This is a genomic window from Microcoleus sp. F10-B2, assembly GCF_036704965.1.
Classification (GTDB): domain Bacteria; phylum Cyanobacteriota; class Cyanobacteriia; order Cyanobacteriales; family Microcoleaceae; genus Microcoleus.
In genome coordinates, this window is sequence record NZ_JAUBTB010000108.1 from 1 (window position 1) to 21,668 (window position 21,668).

16 protein-coding genes are annotated in these 21,668 nt (G+C 46.2%); 11 read left to right on the top strand and 5 right to left on the bottom strand.

Annotated elements, in window-relative coordinates; genetic code table 11:
- The first annotated feature begins 135 nt into the window (after positions 1 to 135).
- Positions 136 to 801 (top strand): tetratricopeptide repeat protein, encoded by a 666-nt coding sequence (locus QUA99_RS28150; protein ID WP_333243400.1) that lies wholly within the window; start codon positions 136 to 138, stop codon positions 799 to 801.
- Positions 802 to 865: 64 nt separating this feature from the next.
- Here the strand turns inward: QUA99_RS28150 and rph are convergent, their stop codons facing one another.
- Entirely contained in the window at positions 866 to 1,585 is a 720-nt protein-coding gene (rph, locus tag QUA99_RS28155) for a ribonuclease PH (RefSeq protein WP_333243397.1), read from the bottom strand.
- 136 nt (positions 1,586 to 1,721) lie between these two features.
- Entirely contained in the window at positions 1,722 to 2,282 is a 561-nt protein-coding gene (locus tag QUA99_RS28160) for a nucleoside monophosphate kinase (protein WP_333243406.1), read from the bottom strand.
- A gap of 357 nt (positions 2,283 to 2,639) precedes the next feature.
- On the opposite strand from QUA99_RS28160, the gene QUA99_RS28165 reads away from it, so the two are divergent.
- On the top strand, positions 2,640 to 3,167 hold the full coding sequence (locus tag QUA99_RS28165) for a P-loop NTPase family protein (protein WP_333243395.1): 528 nt from the start codon (positions 2,640 to 2,642) through the stop codon (positions 3,165 to 3,167).
- 113 nt (positions 3,168 to 3,280) lie between these two features.
- On the opposite strand, the gene QUA99_RS28170 is transcribed toward QUA99_RS28165, so the two are convergent.
- Both QUA99_RS28170 and QUA99_RS28175 read right to left on the bottom strand, forming a co-directional pair.
- Complete coding sequence (locus QUA99_RS28170) at positions 3,281 to 3,460, bottom strand: hypothetical protein (protein ID WP_332955199.1); 180 nt, start codon at positions 3,458 to 3,460, stop codon at positions 3,281 to 3,283.
- Positions 3,461 to 3,762: 302 nt separating this feature from the next.
- On the bottom strand, positions 3,763 to 5,259 hold the full coding sequence (locus QUA99_RS28175; RefSeq protein ID WP_333243392.1) for a GUN4 domain-containing protein: 1,497 nt from the start codon (positions 5,257 to 5,259) through the stop codon (positions 3,763 to 3,765).
- 686 nt (positions 5,260 to 5,945) lie between these two features.
- On the opposite strand from QUA99_RS28175, the gene QUA99_RS28180 reads away from it, so the two are divergent.
- The 8 genes from QUA99_RS28180 to QUA99_RS28215 all read left to right on the top strand — a co-directional run bounded on the left by QUA99_RS28180 (position 5,946) and on the right by QUA99_RS28215 (position 16,945).
- Positions 5,946 to 7,319 carry a hypothetical protein gene (locus QUA99_RS28180; RefSeq protein ID WP_333243403.1) on the top strand — a complete coding sequence of 458 codons (1,374 nt, stop codon included), beginning with the start codon at positions 5,946 to 5,948 and terminating at the stop codon, positions 7,317 to 7,319.
- Positions 7,320 to 7,902: 583 nt separating this feature from the next.
- Positions 7,903 to 8,370, top strand: coding sequence for a ribosome maturation factor RimP (rimP, locus tag QUA99_RS28185; RefSeq protein WP_333243389.1), 468 nt, complete (start codon positions 7,903 to 7,905; stop codon positions 8,368 to 8,370).
- A 198-nt stretch (positions 8,371 to 8,568) separates the two neighbouring features.
- The gene (nusA, locus tag QUA99_RS28190; protein WP_333243387.1) at positions 8,569 to 9,858 is read left to right on the top strand and encodes a transcription termination factor NusA; all 1,290 of its coding nucleotides are present in this window, start codon (positions 8,569 to 8,571) and stop codon (positions 9,856 to 9,858) included.
- 81 nt (positions 9,859 to 9,939) lie between these two features.
- Complete coding sequence (locus QUA99_RS28195) at positions 9,940 to 10,254, top strand: YlxR family protein (protein WP_333243384.1); 315 nt, start codon at positions 9,940 to 9,942, stop codon at positions 10,252 to 10,254.
- Positions 10,255 to 10,635: 381 nt separating this feature from the next.
- The gene (gene infB, locus QUA99_RS28200) at positions 10,636 to 13,827 is read left to right on the top strand and encodes a translation initiation factor IF-2 (protein WP_333243382.1); all 3,192 of its coding nucleotides are present in this window, start codon (positions 10,636 to 10,638) and stop codon (positions 13,825 to 13,827) included.
- Between the two features lie 316 nt (positions 13,828 to 14,143).
- Positions 14,144 to 14,884, top strand: coding sequence for a low-complexity tail membrane protein (locus tag QUA99_RS28205; RefSeq protein ID WP_333460488.1), 741 nt, complete (start codon positions 14,144 to 14,146; stop codon positions 14,882 to 14,884).
- 240 nt (positions 14,885 to 15,124) lie between these two features.
- A complete protein-coding gene (locus tag QUA99_RS28210; RefSeq protein WP_333243376.1) occupies positions 15,125 to 15,349 on the top strand; it encodes a hypothetical protein in 225 nt (74 codons plus the stop codon).
- A gap of 378 nt (positions 15,350 to 15,727) precedes the next feature.
- Entirely contained in the window at positions 15,728 to 16,945 is a 1,218-nt protein-coding gene (locus QUA99_RS28215; RefSeq protein ID WP_333243373.1) for a glycosyltransferase family 4 protein, read from the top strand.
- Between the two features lie 147 nt (positions 16,946 to 17,092).
- Here QUA99_RS28215 and QUA99_RS28220 read toward each other — a convergent pair whose 3' ends face one another.
- On the bottom strand, positions 17,093 to 18,220 hold the full coding sequence (locus QUA99_RS28220) for a glycosyltransferase family 4 protein (RefSeq protein ID WP_333243370.1): 1,128 nt from the start codon (positions 18,218 to 18,220) through the stop codon (positions 17,093 to 17,095).
- Between the two features lie 2,336 nt (positions 18,221 to 20,556).
- Between QUA99_RS28220 and QUA99_RS28225 the strand changes: the two genes are divergently transcribed.
- Positions 20,557 to 21,456: a calcium-binding protein gene (locus QUA99_RS28225; RefSeq protein WP_333243367.1), complete on the top strand. Its 900-nt coding sequence runs from the start codon at positions 20,557 to 20,559 to the stop codon at positions 21,454 to 21,456.
- Positions 21,457 to 21,668: the final 212 nt, after the last annotated feature.

Genomic DNA, 21,668 nt, shown 5'->3' on the forward strand with positions numbered 1-21,668 from the left:
GCTTTCCCAGCTAGTTTTTTATAGACCATCATATTTTTGGCTTTTTGTCAACCTCTTTTACTGGACTGGCGCTCTAGACATATAAATGATGTCAAGATTCAAGCACAGCTATTAGGTGAACTGGGCTACGCTTGCATGGAAGGCGAAGATTTTGTCATGGCTCAGCAATGTTTCCAGGAATCGCTACAGAAGTATCAATTGCTTAAAGAATTTTCAAAAGAATGTAAGTTGCTACGATATTTGGGAAATTTGGCAAATCGGCAAAAGCAGTATAAAATTGCTTTAGAGCATTATAATCAAGCTGGGGAAATTTTGAAGACCAAACGTAGTCAAATACCTATTGACGATCAATTGGCTCTTCATGAAGCAGAGTTACCAAATGTTATTGGATACGTGTATCTTGAGTTGAGAGATTTTTCGGCAAGTTATCAGCAGTTTAATCTATCTCTAAAAAACTATCAAATTTTGCTAGAAGATTATCCTAATATGAGAATTCGATATCGCTACTATCAAGCCGATCCACTAATGAATTTGGGAAAATGGCACTTTCTACAAGGAGATTATGAGCAAGCTAGACGTTACTATCAAGACTGCCTCCTACTCAGCAGAGAAATTAGTCGCAATGATACAATGGCTACTGTGCTACTAAGTTTAGCTGAGTTAGCAGAGGTAGAGGGCAACAAGGAAGAGGCTATAAAACTAGCAAGTGAATCTGAGCGTGTTGCTGGTACTGAAATTAGGTCTGTACGGGAGCTAGCTGCTATTTTCAAGGAAAAATTGCTGTCAAAGACAATCTTTTGACTCTGGAATAGTGAGACTATACCGGATTTACTCTATTTCTATATATATCAGGAATAAGATTTACCTACTCAACCAAAGCCTGTCGCTGAGCCTCCAACAATTCCTGAATCCCGATTTCTGCCAAATCCAAAATTTGATTTAACTGACTCCGACTAAAACTTCCTTCTTCCGCAGTTCCCTGAATTTCGATGATGTTCAAATCTCCATTCATCACCACATTACAATCAATTTCAGCCGCCACATCTTCAAGATAATTCAAATCTAAAAATGGCTCGCCTTCCAAAAGCCCCACAGACACGGCCGCCACTTGGCGAATCAAGGGCGATCGCACTAAATCACCTTTTTGTACCAACTTGTTCAAAGCGTCAGCCACAGCCACAAACCCGCCAGTAATTGAAGTTGTCCGAGTCCCCGCGTCAGCTTGCAAAACATCCGCATCCACAAGTATGGTGCGTTCTCCCAATAGTTGCATATCCAAGCACGATCGCAAACTGCGCCCAATCAACCGCTGAATTTCTTGAGTCCGTCCCGATAATTTCATAAATTCCCGTTCTTGTCGCTGCGGCGTAGATCCCGGCAACATTCGGTATTCCGCTGTCAGCCAACCTTGTCCGGTATTCTCCAGAAATCTCGGCACTCCCGGCTTGATTGTCACGCTGCAAAGTACCTGAGTATCGCCACTTTTTGCGAGTACGGAACCGCTAGCAAATTTCGTAAACTCTCGATCGAAACTAATCGGACGAAGTTGATGTGGTTGTCGGCCGTCGGGACGCTGGAAAGACATAATATTTAGGTAATTCGTAATGGTAATTGGCAATTAAAAATTGAGAAATTGACCTTACTCTTCCGGCTTTTTAAAACTCGTTAAATATGCAGTCATTCAATCTAAAATCTAAAATCTAAAATCTAAAATCGTCTGACTATTTGCCGTTAGCCTCGATCAATTTGAGAATATCCTGCTGGACTTGTTCGGGGGATTGGTCGCCGTTGACAGTTAACAGCCTGTTGCGATACTGATAATAATCTACGATCGGCATAGTGCGTTCGTGGAACAAATCGAGCCTGCGCTGTAAAATTTCTGGATGATCGTCCGATCGATCCCGCTCGATCGACCTGCTCAACAAAACCTCGATCGGCACTTTCAGCCAAATTGCCCAATCTAGCTCCTGCGCCAACTCCTCTAATAAAAAATCCAATTCCTCAGCCTGAAACGCCGTTCGCGGATATCCCTCCAACAGCCAGCCATTAAATACATCCCACAGCAGCAACCGCCGACCGATAAATTGAATCAAAATTTCATCGGGAACTAGCTCCCCTTTTTCCACATAAGGCACCGCCAATTTGCCCAAGTCTGTTTCACCTGCGATTTCCGCGCGGAGAATGTCCCCTACTGCAAGCAAAGGAATGCTCAAATTGCTGCACAATTGCTGTGCCTGAGTTCCCTTTCCCGCTCCTGGCCCTCCCAGAATCACCAATCTCACAGTACCTGCTCCTAGTGCCGCGACATTCAAATTTTACGCGATGTGTGTACCTTTTCTTGACACTCCTGGACGCAGCAAGACTCTCATCAGCTTGGTTTTTCACCTTATAACTGTATAACTGTCTCGCTCCCGGGCGGATTTTGGTAAAAAAAACCGATTTGTGCGTCAGTGGTAATTGAGTTCAAAAATCCCACAAACGACTGCGAATGCCACTGCCACTAGCTTTTGACAACTTGTATATCTAGCGTTCGATCTGATGCGCACTCGGCCCCGTACACTATATATTGTTAAGCAGGCTCCATCCCTGTCAAGGTCAGAGCCGCCATCCAGACTAAGTTGCTGATTAGATATTGCCCTATGGTTGCCCAGTTACAAACCCCTAAACTCAATTTAACCCACAGCTTGCCCTACACTGTTGAAGGGCTGGTGCAAGTCTTTACAGGCCCGCACCGCTGCTTTTTTACCAGTGTCATGGCTCAGGCGCTCCGAATTGCAGGACAGGGGGCTCCGGTGCTGGCGGTGCAGTTCCTCAAAGGAGGAATTAATCAAGGACACCAGCATCCAATGCGGCTGGGGCAAAACTTAGATTGGGTGCGGTGCGATTTGCCACGCTGCATTGATAATGCCGATTTAGATGAGCTGGAGACGCGATCGATTCAACAATTGTGGCAGTACGTTCAAAATGCGGTGCGCGAAGGCCGTTATGCGCTAGTTATTCTTGATGAATTGAGTTTAGCTGTTAATTTGGGCTTGATTCCCGAAGCAGAAGTGCTGGGATTGATTGACAGCAAGCCGCATCATTTGGATATGATTTTTACCGGACCATCCATGCCCCAAAGAATTTTGGATGTTGCCGACCAAATTACTGAAATTCGGCGCAGTTAAGGACAATAATTTAGTTTGCGATCGCCCTTTTAGCGGTCGCATTTTTTATTTATAAAAACAGGCGATCGCTTAGCTCAAAGAGCGATCGCACGCCGATCAATTTAGCAACAACATTACGCTTGAACTACCGGATCGAACACAACAGTCAATCGATCCGCCGGAACCATCCGCTTGAGAATTTTCAAGTGACCGTCTGCATCAGACCAACTGCGAAACTCACCCACAACAACCTTTTCGACATTCGGAAGCGAGCGAACTACAGTCCACGGCTTGAGACGTTTTTCTTGCAACATAATAGATATATCTCCTTGGTAAAGTGGAGCCAAAGCCAGTCCCCATGCTTTGCCATGGCCGAGGACTGGCTTTTGACTTTGTAAACTTGCCCTTCTCTAAGAACATAGCACAAAAAAAATAGTTTGTGATTATATCTTATTTGCCGCTTTTTTTATACCTAATTTCTACATAACCTATGATTAAACTCAAAACTTGTTAACTCTTTAATTCGCACCTCAAAACTATTTAATGACTAACACTTCGACTTGGGTTGGGGTGCAGCGTGACTAATAAATTCTGCCTTCTGCCTTCTACCTTCCTTCTACAAATCCCGCCGCGACAGCAGAAACCAGACCCCACCCAAACCCAAAACACCGCATAAAACCCCGCCTTCCCACCCAAAAACAGTCCCCCCCGGCAAGTGTCCAGGCTTGGCCTTAGAAGTAAAATTCAGCTCCGAATAGTATACCCACTGGCTGTTAACCCGCCAACCCACTCGATCGCCAAACTTCTGCCAAACTTTAGCATCATAAACACCAGCCCTTCCCCCCGACTTTACCCACAAACCCTTTTGCACAGAAAAACCGAACCTGCGGTGACTGTACCGCACCCAAAGTTGGTCGATAGTCTGCAAATCCTTAGCTGGAAACTTCCTAATATCTTCCTCCGTCAAATAACCCCTTGAAATTTGCTGCATCACCTCCAGCATTTTTCCAGAAGTTTCCTCATCAGCACCGCGCCAATTTTTAGCAGCCAGCAGCCTTTCCAACTGAGAATAATCAATCCCTTTTTCCGACCATAAATTTATAGAAACTAGCGGAATCTGAGTCACAGGTTGACTGGGCATATAAGGACTAAGAACAGTTGCCTGCTGCAACTTTTTTGGTGCTGGGACAACAACACGAGGTTTTAAAGCCTCCAAAACTTCCACAGCAGACTTGTAGCGGTCTTTAACATATTCCTGAATCAACTTATCCAAAACCTGACCTAAATCCTGGCTAATTTTTGTTCCTTTCGGCAAAGCGTCCCTCCAAAGCCAGCGGCCTTCAAGCGGGTCGTAAAGGTTATCGTGAATGTCCCCGTAGATATCCAGATAAGGCATAACGGAAGTCAGCAAGCGAATGCAAGTCACCCCCAAACTGTAAAGGTCGCTAGCAGGAACAGCCCTACCGTGACGCTGTTCAAGAGCCGCGTAGCCGGGAGTTCCCAACTTAGTTCCTGTTTTTGTTGGGGCAGCAGCTACTACCTGTTTGGAAACTCCAAAATCTATCAGCACCAACTTGCGATCCCGAGATCTGCGGATCACGTTCTCAGGCTTAATATCGCGGTGAATTACATTTCTGTCATGAATAAACTTCAACAAAGGCAACAAATCTAAAAGCAGTTCCCTAGTTTTGATTTCGCTATAAGCACCGTATTTTTCTAACTCATCTTTTAAATTATTTCCGTCAATAAATTCTTGCACTAAATACAATCGCCCATCTTCCTGAAAATAAGATATTAACTGAGGAATTTGCGGGTGTTTCAGTTCGTAAAGCCGCCTTGCCTCTTGTTCAAACAGTCGAACATACTTTTTAAAATGACCCGGTTTCCGCTGAAATTCTTGAGGGGGCGACAACTGTTTGATCACGCACAATTCCTCAAATTTTCCATGATTAACAGCTCGAAAAGTCCTGCCAAATCCTCCGTCGCGCAGCGGCTCAGTTGCTGCATAAAGGTCTTTTAGCAGCAGCTTTGAACCGCAATTAAGACAATACTTTGTGCCTGGTGGGTTCTGACGCTTGTCTCTTGGGCAATCGAGATTAAGGCAGTATGTCATATATTAAAAAAATGCGAACAAAATTATAGTCAGGGTTTCATATTATTCAAGAGTCCGATCGCGAGCTGGTTGTTGTTGAGGCGAGACCCCGAACCTTACGGAGGCGGCAGCCACCCTCGCCGTCTGAGAAGGCGCTCTCGCCAGACTGCCCCTGAGCAAGTATAACTCTCTTGAGGGTTTGAACTCAAACTCGAAGTCCAAATCTAACCTTAAACTTCGATAGGTGCAATACATTTGATTTAGCGGTCAAATAGCCAGGAGATTAAACAGAAATAGTAATTTATTCTCCGCCTAGTTAGCTTTGCAACGCCGAAAAAAACTTAGGATTCCACCTGAGATATAATTTTATTGCTACACAGAAGCAGACTAACCGGAGCTGCTGCTTCCGTCAAGTGCAATCGACCTTAATATTTTGCCAGTAAAAAAATACCCGATCCCGCCCAATCAACAATCCAAAATTCCCCAACAAACTCACGTTAAAATAGATACTAGCTGGCTCGATCGCAATCCGAGCCAGACAGAAAATTATCCCGTTGTTTCCTGTTTCCTTTCTTCAGCTATTATCAGTTACATTTATTTCGCTCTGTCAACTTAATTAGGAACTACCAGTGACACCAAAACTACAGCCATCTCCAACTTCCAAATCCCGCAAAGAATCACCAAAAGTACCGTGGTTCGAGCGGTTCATGGCACTGGTCGCCCTAGGAAATCTAAGCCTAGTATTATTTGACATAAGTTATGTCCCCTGGCGAGATTTCTACTTCCGGCAACTCCCAGTTATCACCCAAGTATACGACTCATTTAAAGGAATTAAACCCCACCGAGACACCCAGAAATATCTAGAAACCTTAGAAGAATTAAAAAGTCAAGTAGTGCAAACAGGCTTGCCCTCTCCCCAAGTAGCAGCCAAATTGCAGGAAATAAACAATCTGAGCGCGAAAATGATCGACGAAGATCCATTTCGAGTAGCATCAAAAAGCGGCACCCTAGAAAAAATTAAAGACCGGATGCGCGATCGCGCTCCGAATCCCCAAGACTCCGCCAAACAATCATTCCAAACATTTTGGAGCCAAGAGTATTTAAACAAACAAGGCTGGCAACAAGAAATCAAATGGTTTGACACCAAAATCAAGCCATTAATCGCCACCAACTATTACCGCGAGATCGGAGACAACGGCGAATTTACCGACAATTTCTGGCAAATAGACCTGCCATTTATTGCCATATTCGCGATCGAATTTCTAGCCCGCACCTACTTCATCAGCCGCCGCCACCCCAGCGTTACTTGGCGAGCAGCCATGCTCTGGCGGTGGTACGACATCTTCCTGTTCCTACCGTTCTGGCGCCTGTTGCGAGTATTGCCCGTCACAATTCGCATGCACCAAGCCAAAATCCCGGATCTCCAACCCATACGCACCCAAATCAGCCGAGGTTTCGTCGCCAACTTCGCCCAAGAATTGACCGAAGTAGTAGTAATTCAACTCATCAACCAGATGCAACAATCAATTACCACAGGCGAACTAGCCCGTCAACTATTTCAATCCCAAAAACAGCGCTATCTAGACATAAACAATATCAATGAAATAGAAGCGATCGCCACGCATCTAGTCCAAGTAACCGTCTACAAAGTCCTCCCCCAACTCCAGCCCGACCTAGAAGCCCTCCTGCGGTACAATATAGAACTATTTCTCAAACAATCCCCCCTTTATCAAGGATGGAAGCAAGTACCCGGACTGGGAAACCTGCCCGCACAGCTAGCAGAGCAATTAGTTGCAGAACTATCCAAATTAGTCACACTCGGCCCGCAAGATGCCTACGAAGCCTTCAAAATCGCCAGTGAAGACCCCATCGGCACCAAACTCTCAAGCCAGCTAGTTCAACATTTTGGGCAAGCTTTGGGAGCCGAACTGCAACAGCAGCAAACCTGGCAAGAAATACAACTGCTGCTGTGCGACTTCCTAGAAGAGTTCAAAATCAACTACATTCAGCGGTTGAGCGAAGAAGACTTCGAGAAAATTTTAGAACAAGCCAAAGAACTGCAACGAATAGCCCCGCGTTAAGCTAACCGATATAGAAGGAAGTTCGGCAACTGATTTAACGGATGGATTTTCAGGTTCGAGGTTCGAGGGAAGTTCGCTAACGAAGCAGTGTAGGGGATTTAACTGATTTATGTAATGAATTTAACCGATGGATGTTGAGGGAAGAAGGAATATTTTCCCAACTTTCCTCCTCTGTTCAACTCCCCCACTCCCCCAGTCACCTCTTCAGACACTCCCCCCGGCGCGATCGGTTTGTCAGTGGGCGGGCGATCGAGCTAAACTGAGAAATGAGGCCTGCCTTCGATCGGAGGGAGTCCTCAAACTTCTTGGAAGAAAGTGTTTTACCTAGGAGTGGGTCAAGCCCACTTTTTTTGTTGCATTAGTCGCAGGAAAAGAACTCAGGGCGTCAGACTTGCAAGTTGAGGACTGCTCTAGTAGGGGTAATCCCCCCGTGATAGCCCCGGCAGGGATGTTGCGTAAAGTCCCAAAGTTGAAGACAAAAGTCGCAGCGACCCAATAAAACCACCTCAAAGCCAAGCAATCTCAACACCAAATTTTTCCATGCCCGTGTCCGAGTTCAGGAGTTTTAACTTAAGTATTCGATATGACTCATCCTCTAATCCCACAAATCATTGACTTAGCTACCCCCGTTGCGGAAACACTGGGATTGGAAGTAGTGGGAGCAGTGTTTCACACCAACCAAAGTCCTCCCGTCTTGCGGGTAGATATTCGCAACCTCCAGCAAGACACCGGTTTAGCCGACTGCGAGCGGATGAGTACAGCCCTCGAAGCCGAGTTAGACGCATCCGAAATCATACCCGACGCCTACGTGCTAGAGATTTCTAGTCCCGGCATATCCCGATTGCTCAGCAGCGATCGAGAATTCATTACCTTTAAAGGTTTCCCCGTGACAGTCAAAGCCACCGAACCTGACTCGCGAATCAAAGAGTGGAAAGGACTGCTCGTGGGCCGGGATGAAACAGCGGTTTATCTCAATCAAAAAGGGCGACAGGTTAAAATTCCCCGCCCTCAGATTGTCAAAGTTGAACTAGACGAAGGCAAAGAGAGGTAAAGGGAAGTTTTGAATTTTGAGTGCGTGAGTTGGGAATTATAAAAACTATAACTACGGGTTAAAGTGAAACAAAAACAGGTGATAACGCCTATTTAACCCAATTGAATTCTGTAACTAATTCCTCATCACTCATGACTTACCCTCGGCAATTACGAATTACCAGTTACTTATTACCCAAGCAAAAAAGGAGTGTTTTATATGTCAATGGTTCCCCTACCCGGACTAAAAGAAATGGTCGAAGGTATTAGCAAAGAGCGAAATTTACCCAAACACGCCGTCCAAGCAGCCTTGCGTGAAGCCCTGCTCAAAGGATACGAACGCTACCGCCGCACCCAAAAACTCGATCACTTCAGCGAAGAATACTTCGACAATTTTGATGTAGAACTCGACGCAGAACAAGAAGGTTTCCGCGTTTTAGCCAACAAAACTATTGTCGAAGAAGTCGCCAATCCCGATCACGAAATCTCACTTTCCGAAGTGCAAGAAGTAGCCACCGAAGCTCAGCCTGGGAGCATCGTGCTCGTAGACGTAACACCAAATCAAAAAGAATTTGGTCGCATGGCCGCCATCCAGACCAAACAAGTCCTGGCTCAAAAACTGCGCGACCAACAGCGCAAAATGATTCAAGAAGAATTTAAAGATTTAGAAGAAACCGTTCTTCAAGCAAGAGTGCTCAGGTTTGAGAGGCAGTCGGTAATTTTAGCAGTCACCAGCAGTTTCGGTCAGCCAGAAGTAGATGCCGAACTCCCGAAGCGCGAACAGTTGCCCAACGACAATTACCGCGCCAACGCTACATTCAAGGTTTATCTCAAAAAAGTAGGCGAAGGTTCTACTAGAGGGCCGCAGTTACTTGTTTCTAGAGCCGACGCAGGTTTGGTGGTTTACCTGTTTGCTAACGAAGTACCAGAAATAGAAGATGGGGTGGTGAGGATTGTCGCCGTAGCCAGGGAGGCAAATCCGCCCTCCCGGCACGTCGGCCCCCGGACTAAAATAGCAGTTGATACTCTCGATCGCGACGTAGACCCCGTAGGAGCCTGCATTGGAGCGCGGGGATCGCGGATTCAGGTAGTAGTCAACGAATTGCGGGGCGAAAAAATAGACGTGATCCGCTGGTCTCCAGACCCGGCAACCTATATTGCCAACGCTCTAAGTCCCGCTAGAGTAGACGAAGTGCGTTTAGTTGCTCCAGAAGGCAGGAGAGCTCACATTTTGGTCGCTGAAGACCAACTGAGTCTTGCCATTGGCAAAGAAGGTCAGAACGTCCGCCTCGCAGCCCGCCTCACCGGTTGGAAAATCGATATCAAAGATATTGCTAAGTACGATCGCGCCGCCGAAGACACCAAACTGGCAGCAGAAGCAACCAGGCTCGAAGAACTAGCAGGCGACTACGACGCAGACGAAGCATCAGACTTCGACGGCGACGAGGAAACCGCAGAATTTGAGGAAGAGGAGGCAGCCGCCACCGAGGAAACCGAAGCCACAGTCTAACAACAGCGACATTCACACGATTTTCCCGATCGGGAGACAATGAGGAGTTGTCCCCTACTCCCCCCCTCTCCCCCTACTCCGATGAAACCGAACTACCGGTGCTGTGCAAGTTGTAGAAAAATAGCTCCTAAGGAAGCTTTTTGGCGAGTTGTCAGGCTCTATCCTTCTCATCAGGTACAATTAGATCGCGGCCTCGGTCGTTCCGCTTACCTTTGTCCGGAAGCAGAATGCCTCAAAGCAGCTCAGAAAAAAAATCGACTTGGGCGATCGCTCAAAGCACCTGTGTCTGACGAACTGTACCAAACACTTTGGCAGCGTTTAGCCACATCTGACTGTACATCTTACTCGGACCGGGCCGGACGAAAAACCGACAAGAGTTCGGCATCGACTGTATAAACCCTCTTGGCAGCCCTACCAGTAATTACCGGTAGCGCCAGCTATAAAACCCCAATCCGATCTGCCCACCAGTCTGGAAAGATTTGTGTCAGATTAGATAAGGGTAGGGTACTAGCAGAGGTATCCTCAAGGTGGAAAGGTAAACTTTGAAGCTTGATTTGTGGCTGTTGCCAAAATTCAGACTTTAGAGTTCCAAGTTCCAAAAAAGACTTGAGAATTCTCCAACCGCAGACTTCAGCAAGTTGCATCTATTAGATAAAATTGCTGAGCGAGTACCAAAACCCCGATTCCTGACACTGAATCAATCACAGCGAATGATGTCGTCATTAGAACAAAAAATCAAAATGTAAAAACTGGTTGGCACAAAAGAGGGCAGAGTGGATGAACAACGGCAAAGTAAGAATTTACGAATTATCACGGGAACTAAATTTGGATAATAAAGACATCTTGGCAGTTTGCGAGCGGCTCAATATTTCAGTCAAGAGCCACAGCAGCACAATTACAGAATCCGAAGCAGAACGCATTCGCAAAACAGCGGAAAAATACGTAGCCAGCAGCCACTCTTCCCCCGGCAAGCCAGCTCCCCCCGAAAGAGCAGCAGCGCCATCTAGAGAATCTGGCCCTCACCCTAACGACCAACAAAAAAAGCAGCAAATTTTAGAAATACGCAGTCCAAAAGTACGGCAGGCTGGTGCTTCCTCCCAGCCTGCGGGCAACGAGGAGAAAAAAGACCAGTCTGCTGCAGCAGCAGCAGCAACCGTGGCAACTCCTCCCAAATCGCCCGCAGCTCAACAACTCCAGCCTCCCGCTAAACCAAATATCAATCGACCTGTACTGTCGAAGCCAAATGTGGCTGTCTCGGCTGCTCCGTCAGAAACAGTCTCGGAAACAGGTTCGGAAACTGTAGGTGCGATCGCCCCGGAAACCACCGCCCAGGCTCAGATACCTGTGGCACCTCAACCGCCGTCGGAAAAGGCTCCGGAACGCACCCAGCGCCAGCAGGTCCCCCCCCCCGGGCCGTCGCCAAAACTCACGTCGCCGCCAGTCAGACCGGCGTCCGAGTCGGCTAACCGCACCCCACAAAATCTGGGAAACAAGCCGGTACTCAAACTTGCCAAAACCGAGCAAGAGCAATCACAACAGGCAGAAACTCTGGAAGCTCCGGCTAAACCGAGTCGCCCCAGCAGACCCGCACCGGGAGCTACCGAATCTCGCGACGCGCAAAGACCGCGCCGAGAAGGCGCTGGCGGCCCAGTAAAAACTCCACTTGCCGATCGACCCCAGCCCGGCGGCCCGCGCCGGAGCCTTGCCCCCGCAACGTCAGCTACCGGGCTGCGCAGCCGGGGCGGTGACACCGGAGCCGCAGGCGATGACACTGATGACCATGAAGAAGATAATACGCCGTTGCTCGAGATTCCTCTCCTGAGCAGGCCAACTCTCCCTCGTCCTGCCAAAAAGACATCGGTCATTTGGGAAGAAGATGATGACGAAAACTCAGATGCTGCCAAAGCTGCCAAGGCAGTTAAGGCAAAACGTTCTCGCCTCAAACCCATAGACGAGGATGACGATGAGTTAGAAAACGGCTTGGATCTGCCAGCACCAGTCACGGTCAGCCTGTCCCTAGCCCGCCCTGCTAAAGCGAAGGGACAAGCAGCACCCAAGTCAACACCAACTCCGGGCGCACCCGGAAGCAGCGGAAAAAATAAGAGACCGGGCCCTTCTCACGATAAGAGTTCTTCTTCAGGTTCCAGCGGGGGACGCGGCAACCGGGGCAAAACAGCCGAAGCTAAGGTAGAACGTCCAGAAAAACTGCTGCTGAGCAGGCCAATGACCGTTCAAGAACTAGCAGTTACTCTGGCTGTTCCCGAAACCGAAATTATTAAGCGGCTGTTTTCTAAAGGCATTGCGGTCAACATTACCGAAACCCTGGACATTCCAGCGGTGAGAATGGTAGCCGAAGAAATGGGCGTAGAGGTAGAAACCCCAGAAAAAGCAGCCCCAGCACTCAAGGTGATCGAGATGCTGGACGCAGCCGATTTGGAATACCTCGAACGCCGTCCGCCAGTGGTAACGATTATGGGACACGTGGATCACGGCAAAACTACCTTGCTTGACTCGATCCGCAAAACAAAGGTGGCTCAAGGAGAAGCTGGGGGGATTACCCAGCACATCGGGGCTTACCACGTGGATGTGGAACACGAAGGCAAGAGCCAGCAGGTGGTATTTTTGGATACGCCGGGACACGAAGCGTTTACAGCGATGCGGGCTCGGGGAACTCGGGTTACGGACATCGCTATCTTGGTGGTGGCGGCGGACGACGGGGTGCGACCTCAGACAATTGAAGCTATCAGCCACGCGAAAGCCGCGAAAGTTCCAATTGTCGTTGCTATCAATAAAGTAGACAAGGAGGGCGCTCAGCCGGAACGGGTGAAGCAAGAGCTGACTGAGTACGGCTTGGTAGCAGATGACTGGGGCGGTGATATCACGATGGTTCCAGTCAGCGCTATCCGAGGCGAAAACCTGGATACGCTGTTGGAAATGATTCTGACAGTCGCGGAAATGGAAGACCTCAACGCCAACCCGAACCGACCGGCTAAGGGTACGGTGATTGAAGCTCACCTCGACAAGGCAAGGGGGCCTGTGGCAACTCTGCTGGTGCAGAACGGTACTTTGCGAGTGGGCGATATTGTGGTCGCAGGCTCGGCTTTGGGCAAGGTTCGGGCAATGATCGACGACCGGGGCGATCGCGTAGATCGAGCAACTCCATCCTTCGCGGTGGAAGTGCTGGGGCTGCGGGAAGTTCCTCGCGCGGGAGACGAGTTTGATGTCTTCGGAAACGAAAAAGAAGCAGCGGCGATCGCTTCTGGAAGAGCTACATTCCAACGAGATTCGCGCCTCCTGCAAGGCGGCCGGATCAGCCTCAGCGGCTTCTCTCAACAAGCAAAAGAAGGCGTTCTCAAGGAACTAAACTTGATCTTGAAGGCAGATGTTCAAGGCTCGCTCGAAGCAATTGTCGGCGCTCTGACTCAACTTCCTCAAAAAGAAGTTCAACTCAGACTGCTGCTATCTGCTCCTGGGGAAATCACAGAAACGGATATTGACCTCGCCGCAGCCAGCAATGCTGTGATTATCGGGTTCAATACTACTCTCGCCAGCGGCGCTCGCCAAGCGGCCGACCAAGCGGGCGTAGACGTGCGGGAATACAGCATCATCTACAACCTCTTGGATGACATTCAAGGGGCGATGGAAGGCTTGCTGGAACCCGAACTGGTCGAAGAACCTCTCGGAAGCGTGGAAGTGCGCGCTGTCTTCGCGATCGGTCGCGGGGCTGTGGCTGGATGTATGGTACTCTCTGGTAAAGTCATCCGTAACTGCAAGGTGCGGGTGCGCCGTAGCAACAATGTCGTTTACGAAGGCGTCCTCGACTCCCTGAAACGGATGAAGGAAGATGCCAAGGAAGTTAATGCTGGCTTTGAATGCGGTATTTCCTTGAGCGGGTTTAGCGACTGGGCGGAGGGCGATATTATTGAAGCCTACCGGATGGTTACTAAGCGCCGGACTCTATCTCAATAGTTTTGAGCTTTGAGTGTTGAGGTGGAAGAGAAGTTTTGAGCAAAGGCAATTAAATTGCCTCTACCTCCCAACTATTCTCTTCACTCAATACTCAAAAAGTCATCACTCGCAACTTTGGTTTTTAACTTAAAATTCACGCATTCACGCATTCAAATAGGACTTACGGAAAGAAACCCGGTTTCTTCCTATAAGTCCTCGGTTTGACAGCTAGATATGTACTCCTCGCACCGGGTTTCTGGGTCAAGAGTGCGTCCGAGACTCTCAAAACTAAAAATTCAAAAATCAAAACTCATAACTATTTAAAGTGCGTTTTAAAGTGCGTTCTTTTTGGTCAGATCCTTTCTTGTGGATTCACCTTTCTGGGGCGGCTGCACTGCCGATTTTCCTGGGACTGTGCTTGCTGGGACTTGCAGTGGGTTCTCCCCTGCTTCCTGTTTGGTTAGAAATGTTTTTAGTAGCTGCAGCAGGTATTGTTCCTGTGCTGTGGATGCAGTGGTTCCGCCCTTTTTACATTTTTAGTATTTTAGTTGTGGCGGTCAAACCGCAGAATTTAACTAATGCGCAGCACCGGATTCTGACTCGCTTTAAAACTAAATTAAATCAAGGACTAGCTCTTTTTGTCGCTCTTTTACTGGCAGTAATTTTGTGGCAGCTATACCGATTCGCTCCCCTCGCTGCTTCGGTGGCTCCCTTTCCTCCTTCCTGGCGGTGGGCTGGATTGTTTTTGGCAGCTTCTGCTTTTTTAGCTAGCAATTTGTTTTTGCAGGTGTCTGCTAGTGTCATGGCTGTTTTGCTGACCCCGGAATCGGAATTTGCAGCCACAAAGCCTCATATTTTAGAAAAAATTCGGCAGGATTTTACGATCGCGGGCTGGCAAGTCGATCGACTTTTGCCGGCTTTCGCCGTCGAGACAACTGCCGCGGTGACTCCACCCCCAGAGTCAATTGAACCAGCATCCGGCATAGAGAATTCGTCAGCCTGCAGTATTGTCAACCAAAAAACTGCTGACACCAACGGCGTTACATCCCTACCCGAACAGTCCAGCGAAAAAAAGTGAAATAAAAAATTAAGATGCGTAGAATTGTAGTTTAAGCTACCTTCATTTGGACAGATTTATGCTCTTAAAAAATAGGTAATGCCAGTCCTCTGATTGAGATTATTAATAGTCTTAATATTTAATTTTTAATCGCAGGCTGTGGATATTTTATATGGGCTATTTGGAGAGAAGAATCTATAATAGAGAGTGTCAAAGTAAGCTTTCAATCCTTACAGGGGATTAAAACAGAGGTATAACAATATGGCGAATTATCTACCGCTCGCACAAGAACCTAACGCCGCAGAGCCGATCGAGCTGTGCGCAGATTCTGAAATCTGGGGCAGTCTCAAATCCGCGATCGGCGCAAGTTCAGGATTTCAACGCTGGCAGCTAGAACTGAATTTTGAGCGTCAACAGGAAAATGCCACCATCGATCAGCAGGTTCGCTCTTATCTGCGGGAAACTTTAGAAACTTTGGCTTACTGAATGCCCTAAAACCAAATATTGTAACGGTTTGTGAATTTTACAGGCAAATTCTGCTGGCATCCCCTCCAATATGGTACGTGAGTGCCGACAGTGAGTGCCGATCGCAACTTCGGACATCAAATTGCAGGGGACAGTATTTCTCGTTACTTAGTCGGGATTAATTCCCGCATTCTACTTGCAACACACTCTCAGAAAAATCAAGATAAAATTAGCTTGAAACCCCCATACAAAGCGGCTGCAGCCGCTATCTATTGACGTGACTGTGGCCGAAACTCTTTATAATAAGGCTGAAGCCAAATAAAATGAACAGTTTTAGAGTGGCAGTAAATCAAACCGTCCACATAAACCTGATTACAAATCTTTGGCACCGTAAGTCCTATGAGTACTTTACAATCAGAGTTGAGGAAAATGCGCTTAGTCATAGTTCAGTATGCCGGCGATTATGCAGAAGCCTTTCAGCGTTTAGCCAAAGGTGGAAGCGAAACATACTACGCTCAAAAGTATTCTGTTGATGCCGTTACCGAGATTGCAAAACGAGCCGAGTCAGTAACGGTTATGTGCTGCATGACACCAGAATTTAACGAGCAGGTTCTAGAAAACGGCGTGCGGACGATCGCTTGCGGATTTAGTTATCCAATTAATTCCCAAAAATTGATCGAGTTAATTGCCAAGCAAAATCCGACTCACTTAATCATGCGGACGATTCTTCCCGACGTTTTTAAGTGGGCCATTAAAAATAAAATTAGAACCATCGCCGTATTTGCAGAATCTATTGCCACAAATACTTGGCGCCAGAAATTCCGCAACTATTTCCTCGCTAAGTTGTTGAATAACAAGCAAATAGAATGGGTTGGGACTTACGGCATAACTTCATCTTTATTGTTCAACGAAATTGGAGTAAAACCCGATAAAATAATTCCTTGGGACTTCCTGATAGACAGCAATCCCGGTTCTCTTCCGCCGAAAGAAATCTCTGCTGGCATCAAAACTTTGAAACTATTTTACGCAGGCTTGTTAATACAAAGCAAGGGAGTTGGCGATATCCTAGAAGCCGTAGCAAAGTTAAGAGAGCGGAATATATCAGTTCACTTAAAAATGGCCGGTCAAGGCGAAGAAGAGTTTTTTGCCCAGCGAGTCGAACAGTTGCAAATTAAAGATTCCGTAGAATTTCTGGGAATCGTGCCAACTCAGACTTTAGAACCTTTAATGAGAGAATCAGATCTCGTTTTAGTTACTAGCCGGCCCGAATATCCCGAAGGTTTTCCCCTGACTATTCAGCACGCTTTACGGACTAGAACACCGATAGTAGCTTCGGATCACCCGATGTTTAAAACCCACTTGAAACACGGTATTAATTCGATGATTTTTGAGGCGGGGAGCTCTCAGGCTTTAGCAGAATGTATCGAAAAAGTGATTTCGGATTCAGCGCTTTACCACAATCTTTCTGTGGCTTCTCACTCAACCTGGCATGAGTTGCGCCTGCCTGTCAAATGGGCGGATTTGATCGATCGCTGGGTAGAGGATTCTCCGGAAAGCAAGCAGTGGTTATTTGAAAAACGGCTGGCTTCTGGAGCCTACAAATCAAGACAAAGTTAATAATTAGGTCAGCCTAATTAAACTTGAGTAGGACTTATATCTAGTCCTGTCATATAACCACCATCAGGCAAGTAGTGAGGACGAAGAGTCGTTTCTTAAAGATTTTACGAAATAAAGACTCTTCGTCAGTCCTCTCTTTTTTAGTTTTTATTTTGCCTGCATTTTTTGCCGAATCTGCTCTCCGCGTCTAGCAGCAACTTGCGGCCAAGTCAACTCCAAAGCTCGCTGGCGGGCGGAGGCTCCCATCTTAGCCCGCAAATCAGGAGAATTAGATAGTTTTCGCAGTCCTTCCACCCAGGCGTCAGTATCGTAGGGAGGAAGAATTATGCCGTCAATGCCATCACGCACAACACCGCCTCCTCCCATCGGTGAAGCGAGAATCGGCAAACCATGACCCATTGCTTCATAGATAACGAGTGCGCTACCTTCCTCCAGACTGGGAAAGGCAAAAAAGTCAGCTTGGCGATAGGCAGAACTGTAGTCCAAGGCATAATCAAAGTGAACTACATCAGGACGATTCAGCAAATGGCTGCAAGTTTGAGCGATCGCCGGTTCGAGTTTGCCAAAAATTGTCAGTTTTCCCTTAATCCCTGCTCGCTCCCAAGCCTGCAAAAGCAGGTGAGTCCCTTTGCGGACGCAGGCAAAACCTAAGAAAAGGATGTTAACTTCCTCTGACGGCGGTTTTTGGGATTGATAATTCGGGAAACGCTCTGGCGACCAACCTTCTGTCGTTAAAAGCAGTTTCTCTTCAGGCACTCCGGCTTCTTGAAACGATTTTACTACTGCCGGACTGGGACAAAACAGAAAGTCAACTACCTTGAGTTTTTGCTCTTCGATCTGAATTGTTTCTGAGGTAATTTGGTGTTGAGGTTGCAATTCCAAGCGAGAGTAAGCATCGTCAAGGATACTCTTAGCTTGCCTTTGACAAGTATTAACTCGCTCCCAAAAAATCGGCTTGCTCTGCTTGTTAACGCTTTTTACAGTATCTAATGAGAGACCGGGCCACAAGTAGGCCGCATCAAAATTTTTGAGATCTTTGAGAAAACGCTTCTCTGTCTTAATTTTGGGAAGACTGGGACTGCGGTAATAAAGTTTTTTCAGAAATGACGGAATTGCTTCAACTATATTGGAGTCGCGGCACGAGCGATCGCAACTCGGGACAACCATGCGAGCCTTCAGCTCAGGGTGTTGCCATTCTTTGCACACTGAAAAAAATACGTGGCTGATGGCTCGGTCATTGCAATGGATTGGAAATAAAGCACTCAGTTTTAACATAGCGTTAATCTTCCGTTAACTAGAGTTTTTTTGCTTTTTTGCTTTTATCTAAACATTGAGATCGGACATGGCTCCTCGGTTTGCCGAGAGTCTCATTTTATTTAAAAGGAGATTTTGTAACCTGAAAGTGATTGTACTCTGAAAGGATAACACTTAAGTGAAATCACTGACAAGGCCCTAAAAAATAATTATATATTTTCGTTATAAATCCTTAAAAAGTAGCATCTAAAACGAACTAATTTTTTTTACTATGTTTAGTTTCCTACTAAATACAAGTTTTTAACCATTTGTTAAAACTAGAAGCTTAAAATTCCTGCTACACATACTCCACCCAGGGATATTACGGACTAAAATAACTGACGGAAAGCAATAGGGTTACAGCCCCCCCGCGGTCGTGGATCGGATCTCACTCCAGGGGGGTCAATCGATTTTAGATTTTAGATTTTAGATTTTCGATTGACTTGCGCGAGATAAATGCGGGGGACGCAAGGATTTTCGATTTTCGATTTGGGATCGATCCCACTGATCGATCGCGTGGCGGGTACCACCTTTGAAATTAGTGGTGACAAATATATAGCAGTTCTCAATCTTGATGAGGTATGCCCACGGAGGCCACGGAGGCCACGGAGGCCACGGAGGCCACGGAGGCCGCTTATCGAGCATGCACCTCATGTTACCGAGAAAGGCTATAGCTAGGAATCATGCCACTCGCCTGGTTGGCGCCGGCTCGACCCCGTTGATAAAAGTAACGCTGATTACGATACGAGTTAAATTCATTAACTTTTCTACAGGTGAGTATATTTATTTAGCAGTTCTGTATTTAGTATGCTAAATATCATAGGAAACTCCCAAAAAAGCAAAGCTCGCATTGAAAAATCATGAAAATTTCTAAACCAAAATCCACTGCTTGTAGGAAATTTAATTTATTATTAATTCCCCGAACACTTAGCCGAATTATTTATTAATAATAATTAACCCTGACTAATCTAGTTTGCGTCTTCAGGTTTTTTTTAGATATCCGCTCGCATTTGACTCGCGAAAATTTCGGTTAAATTCTATTCTAGCTTGCGATCCATCGCACCAAGTTTGGAGAAGTCTAATAAATACTCTAGCTCTTAAAACGATCTAAAAAGTCGATTGGCAATACATTTTTTGCTCGAAGGCTACACCCATGCACTTAAGTTGTACTCTCGGCTATATTCTGGTGGAAACAATTAATCATCAATAAAATTTATGCAATTATGTTTCATTTGTTTGGTGAGGCAATCTTCTGTTATTTGAAAAAAACATTATTAATAACGAGCGCTATTTTCGCTTTTTTTAGTAAAATTTAATGCGTAATTACCTGCGTCTACCTTGATAGAGCAGATATTAAGCTTTCAACAATAATTCGTATAACTAAAAATCAAACTCAAATTAAAAATAATATATTTTTAATTTCATCTTTTAGATATTCCATTAAATTTAATATAGTTTATTTCTGTTTTTTGTGATTGTTATCGTTTTTTACATTGTTTTTTTCTCATTGTGAGTCTTAAAATAAATACAGTCTAGTCCCAAAACCATACCCGCAAAGATTTAGAGATTTTTTTATCTTGAATACTTATTATTTTTTATGTAAATGCAGTTCTTTTTTCGCGAGTTCTATTGGACTCCAAGCTCTGCTAAAAGTTTAGCATACACAACCAATAACTCAAGTTTTTTGTAAATTTTTGCTAACAATCTAGCACTCTTTAAGTTAGAAGCGTTAGAACAATATCGTGATACAGAATTAAAGCTAGAGTGATTCTAGGTAGACTGATTCTAGGTAGACTGATTCTAGGTAAGCGCCATCTCAAGAATGTTCTAACTGCGCAAATGTGGTCTGTGAAAAAAATATCAAAACGTACTCATGTTTGTGAGTGTGGATATATTTTAGATCGAGATCGCAAGGTCGCGAAGAATATCCTGAGTCGGAGATTAATTACCGTCGGGCTTACGGGAAATAGGGGGTGAAGCCCTACACGCTTGTGGAGAGCTGACCGCTACTAATGTTAAAGCAATTCGCTTATCGGCAAGTCGGCTCTATGAATCAATAATCCTGGTGCTTTTAGGCCGGGGAGTGTCAATAAATAGGTTGCTGAAGTCAGTAATTGCAACGATGAATTTCAGAGGAGCGGGGGATTTATCTCATCAGAGTTTTTACTGATACAACTCTTCAGTATCAAGGTAAAAATTTCTTGTCAAGGCTTGTATTAATTGAGCTTGGCAATTTTAACATCGGAGAGTTATTCACAGCCATTTTTTAGCCTGCAAATTCACATCTAATGTACTGAAATTTTTCAGGGGCAAATATCATGGCAAATTTATTCGGAAACAATCTTGCTAACAACCTTACTGGAGGTGTAGCAGCGGACAATATTTTTGGCGCTGGTGGAAATGACATCCTCAATGGGGGTGGTGGTAACGACAATATCTATGGCGATTCTGGAAATGACTTGCTAACTGGTGGCGCGGGTCTAGATTTCATGTACGGTGGGGAAGGCGACGACACCTTGAATGCAACTGGAGAGGGTAATGACAACCTCTTCGGTGGAATTGGTAACGACGTTTACATCGTCAACAGGACTACCGACAATCTGGTTGAGGATGTCAATCAGGGCATTGATATTGTCCAGTCTTCTGTCAGCTATACCCTGGATGCTAACGTGGAAAACCTAGTCCTCACCGGAGCTGCCAATATCAACGGTACGGGTAACAACCTCAACAACCAAATCACGGGTAACAGCGGCAACAATACCCTCAATGGTTTAGGTGGCAATGACACTATTACTGGCGGTGCTGGCAGTGATACCTTAAATGGCGGTGCTGGCAGTGATGTCCTAATTGACGGAGGCGGTAATGACCGATTCCTCTTCAATACGGCTCTTCCTGCGGCTGGTGTAGATACAATCAATAACCTCTCGATTGGCATCGATAAAATTGTCCTGGACAAGACAGTTTTCGCAGCTCTCGAAACGGGTGCTGGTAATATTTTGCTGGCTGGAGACTTTTCGACAATCAATGTGGCTGCCGGATTAGAAGTCGGCGTTGCAGGAAACAGCTTGGATGAGATTGTTTATAACCGTCTGACTGGCAATTTGTTCTACAACCCAAACAATGCTGCGGCAGGTTTTGGAGCAGGTGGTGGTCAGTTTGCCACAATTGTGGGTTCTCCGGATAACCTCTCCAATACAGACTTCCTCGTGGTGGCGTAGTCACAAGCAGTGAAATACAAGCCCGGTTTCTTGAAGAAACTGGGTTTCCGAGCTTGGGTGTAAACGGAACGACCTCAAAAAAGAGCTTTTGAGGCCGATCGACTGCTGTGACAATATCGACTGCTGTGACAATATGTATCCGCTCAATAAATCGGGGTAACAGCAAAAAAGAAGGTTCACAATCATAGGCACAGCATGGTAGAATATAAAGC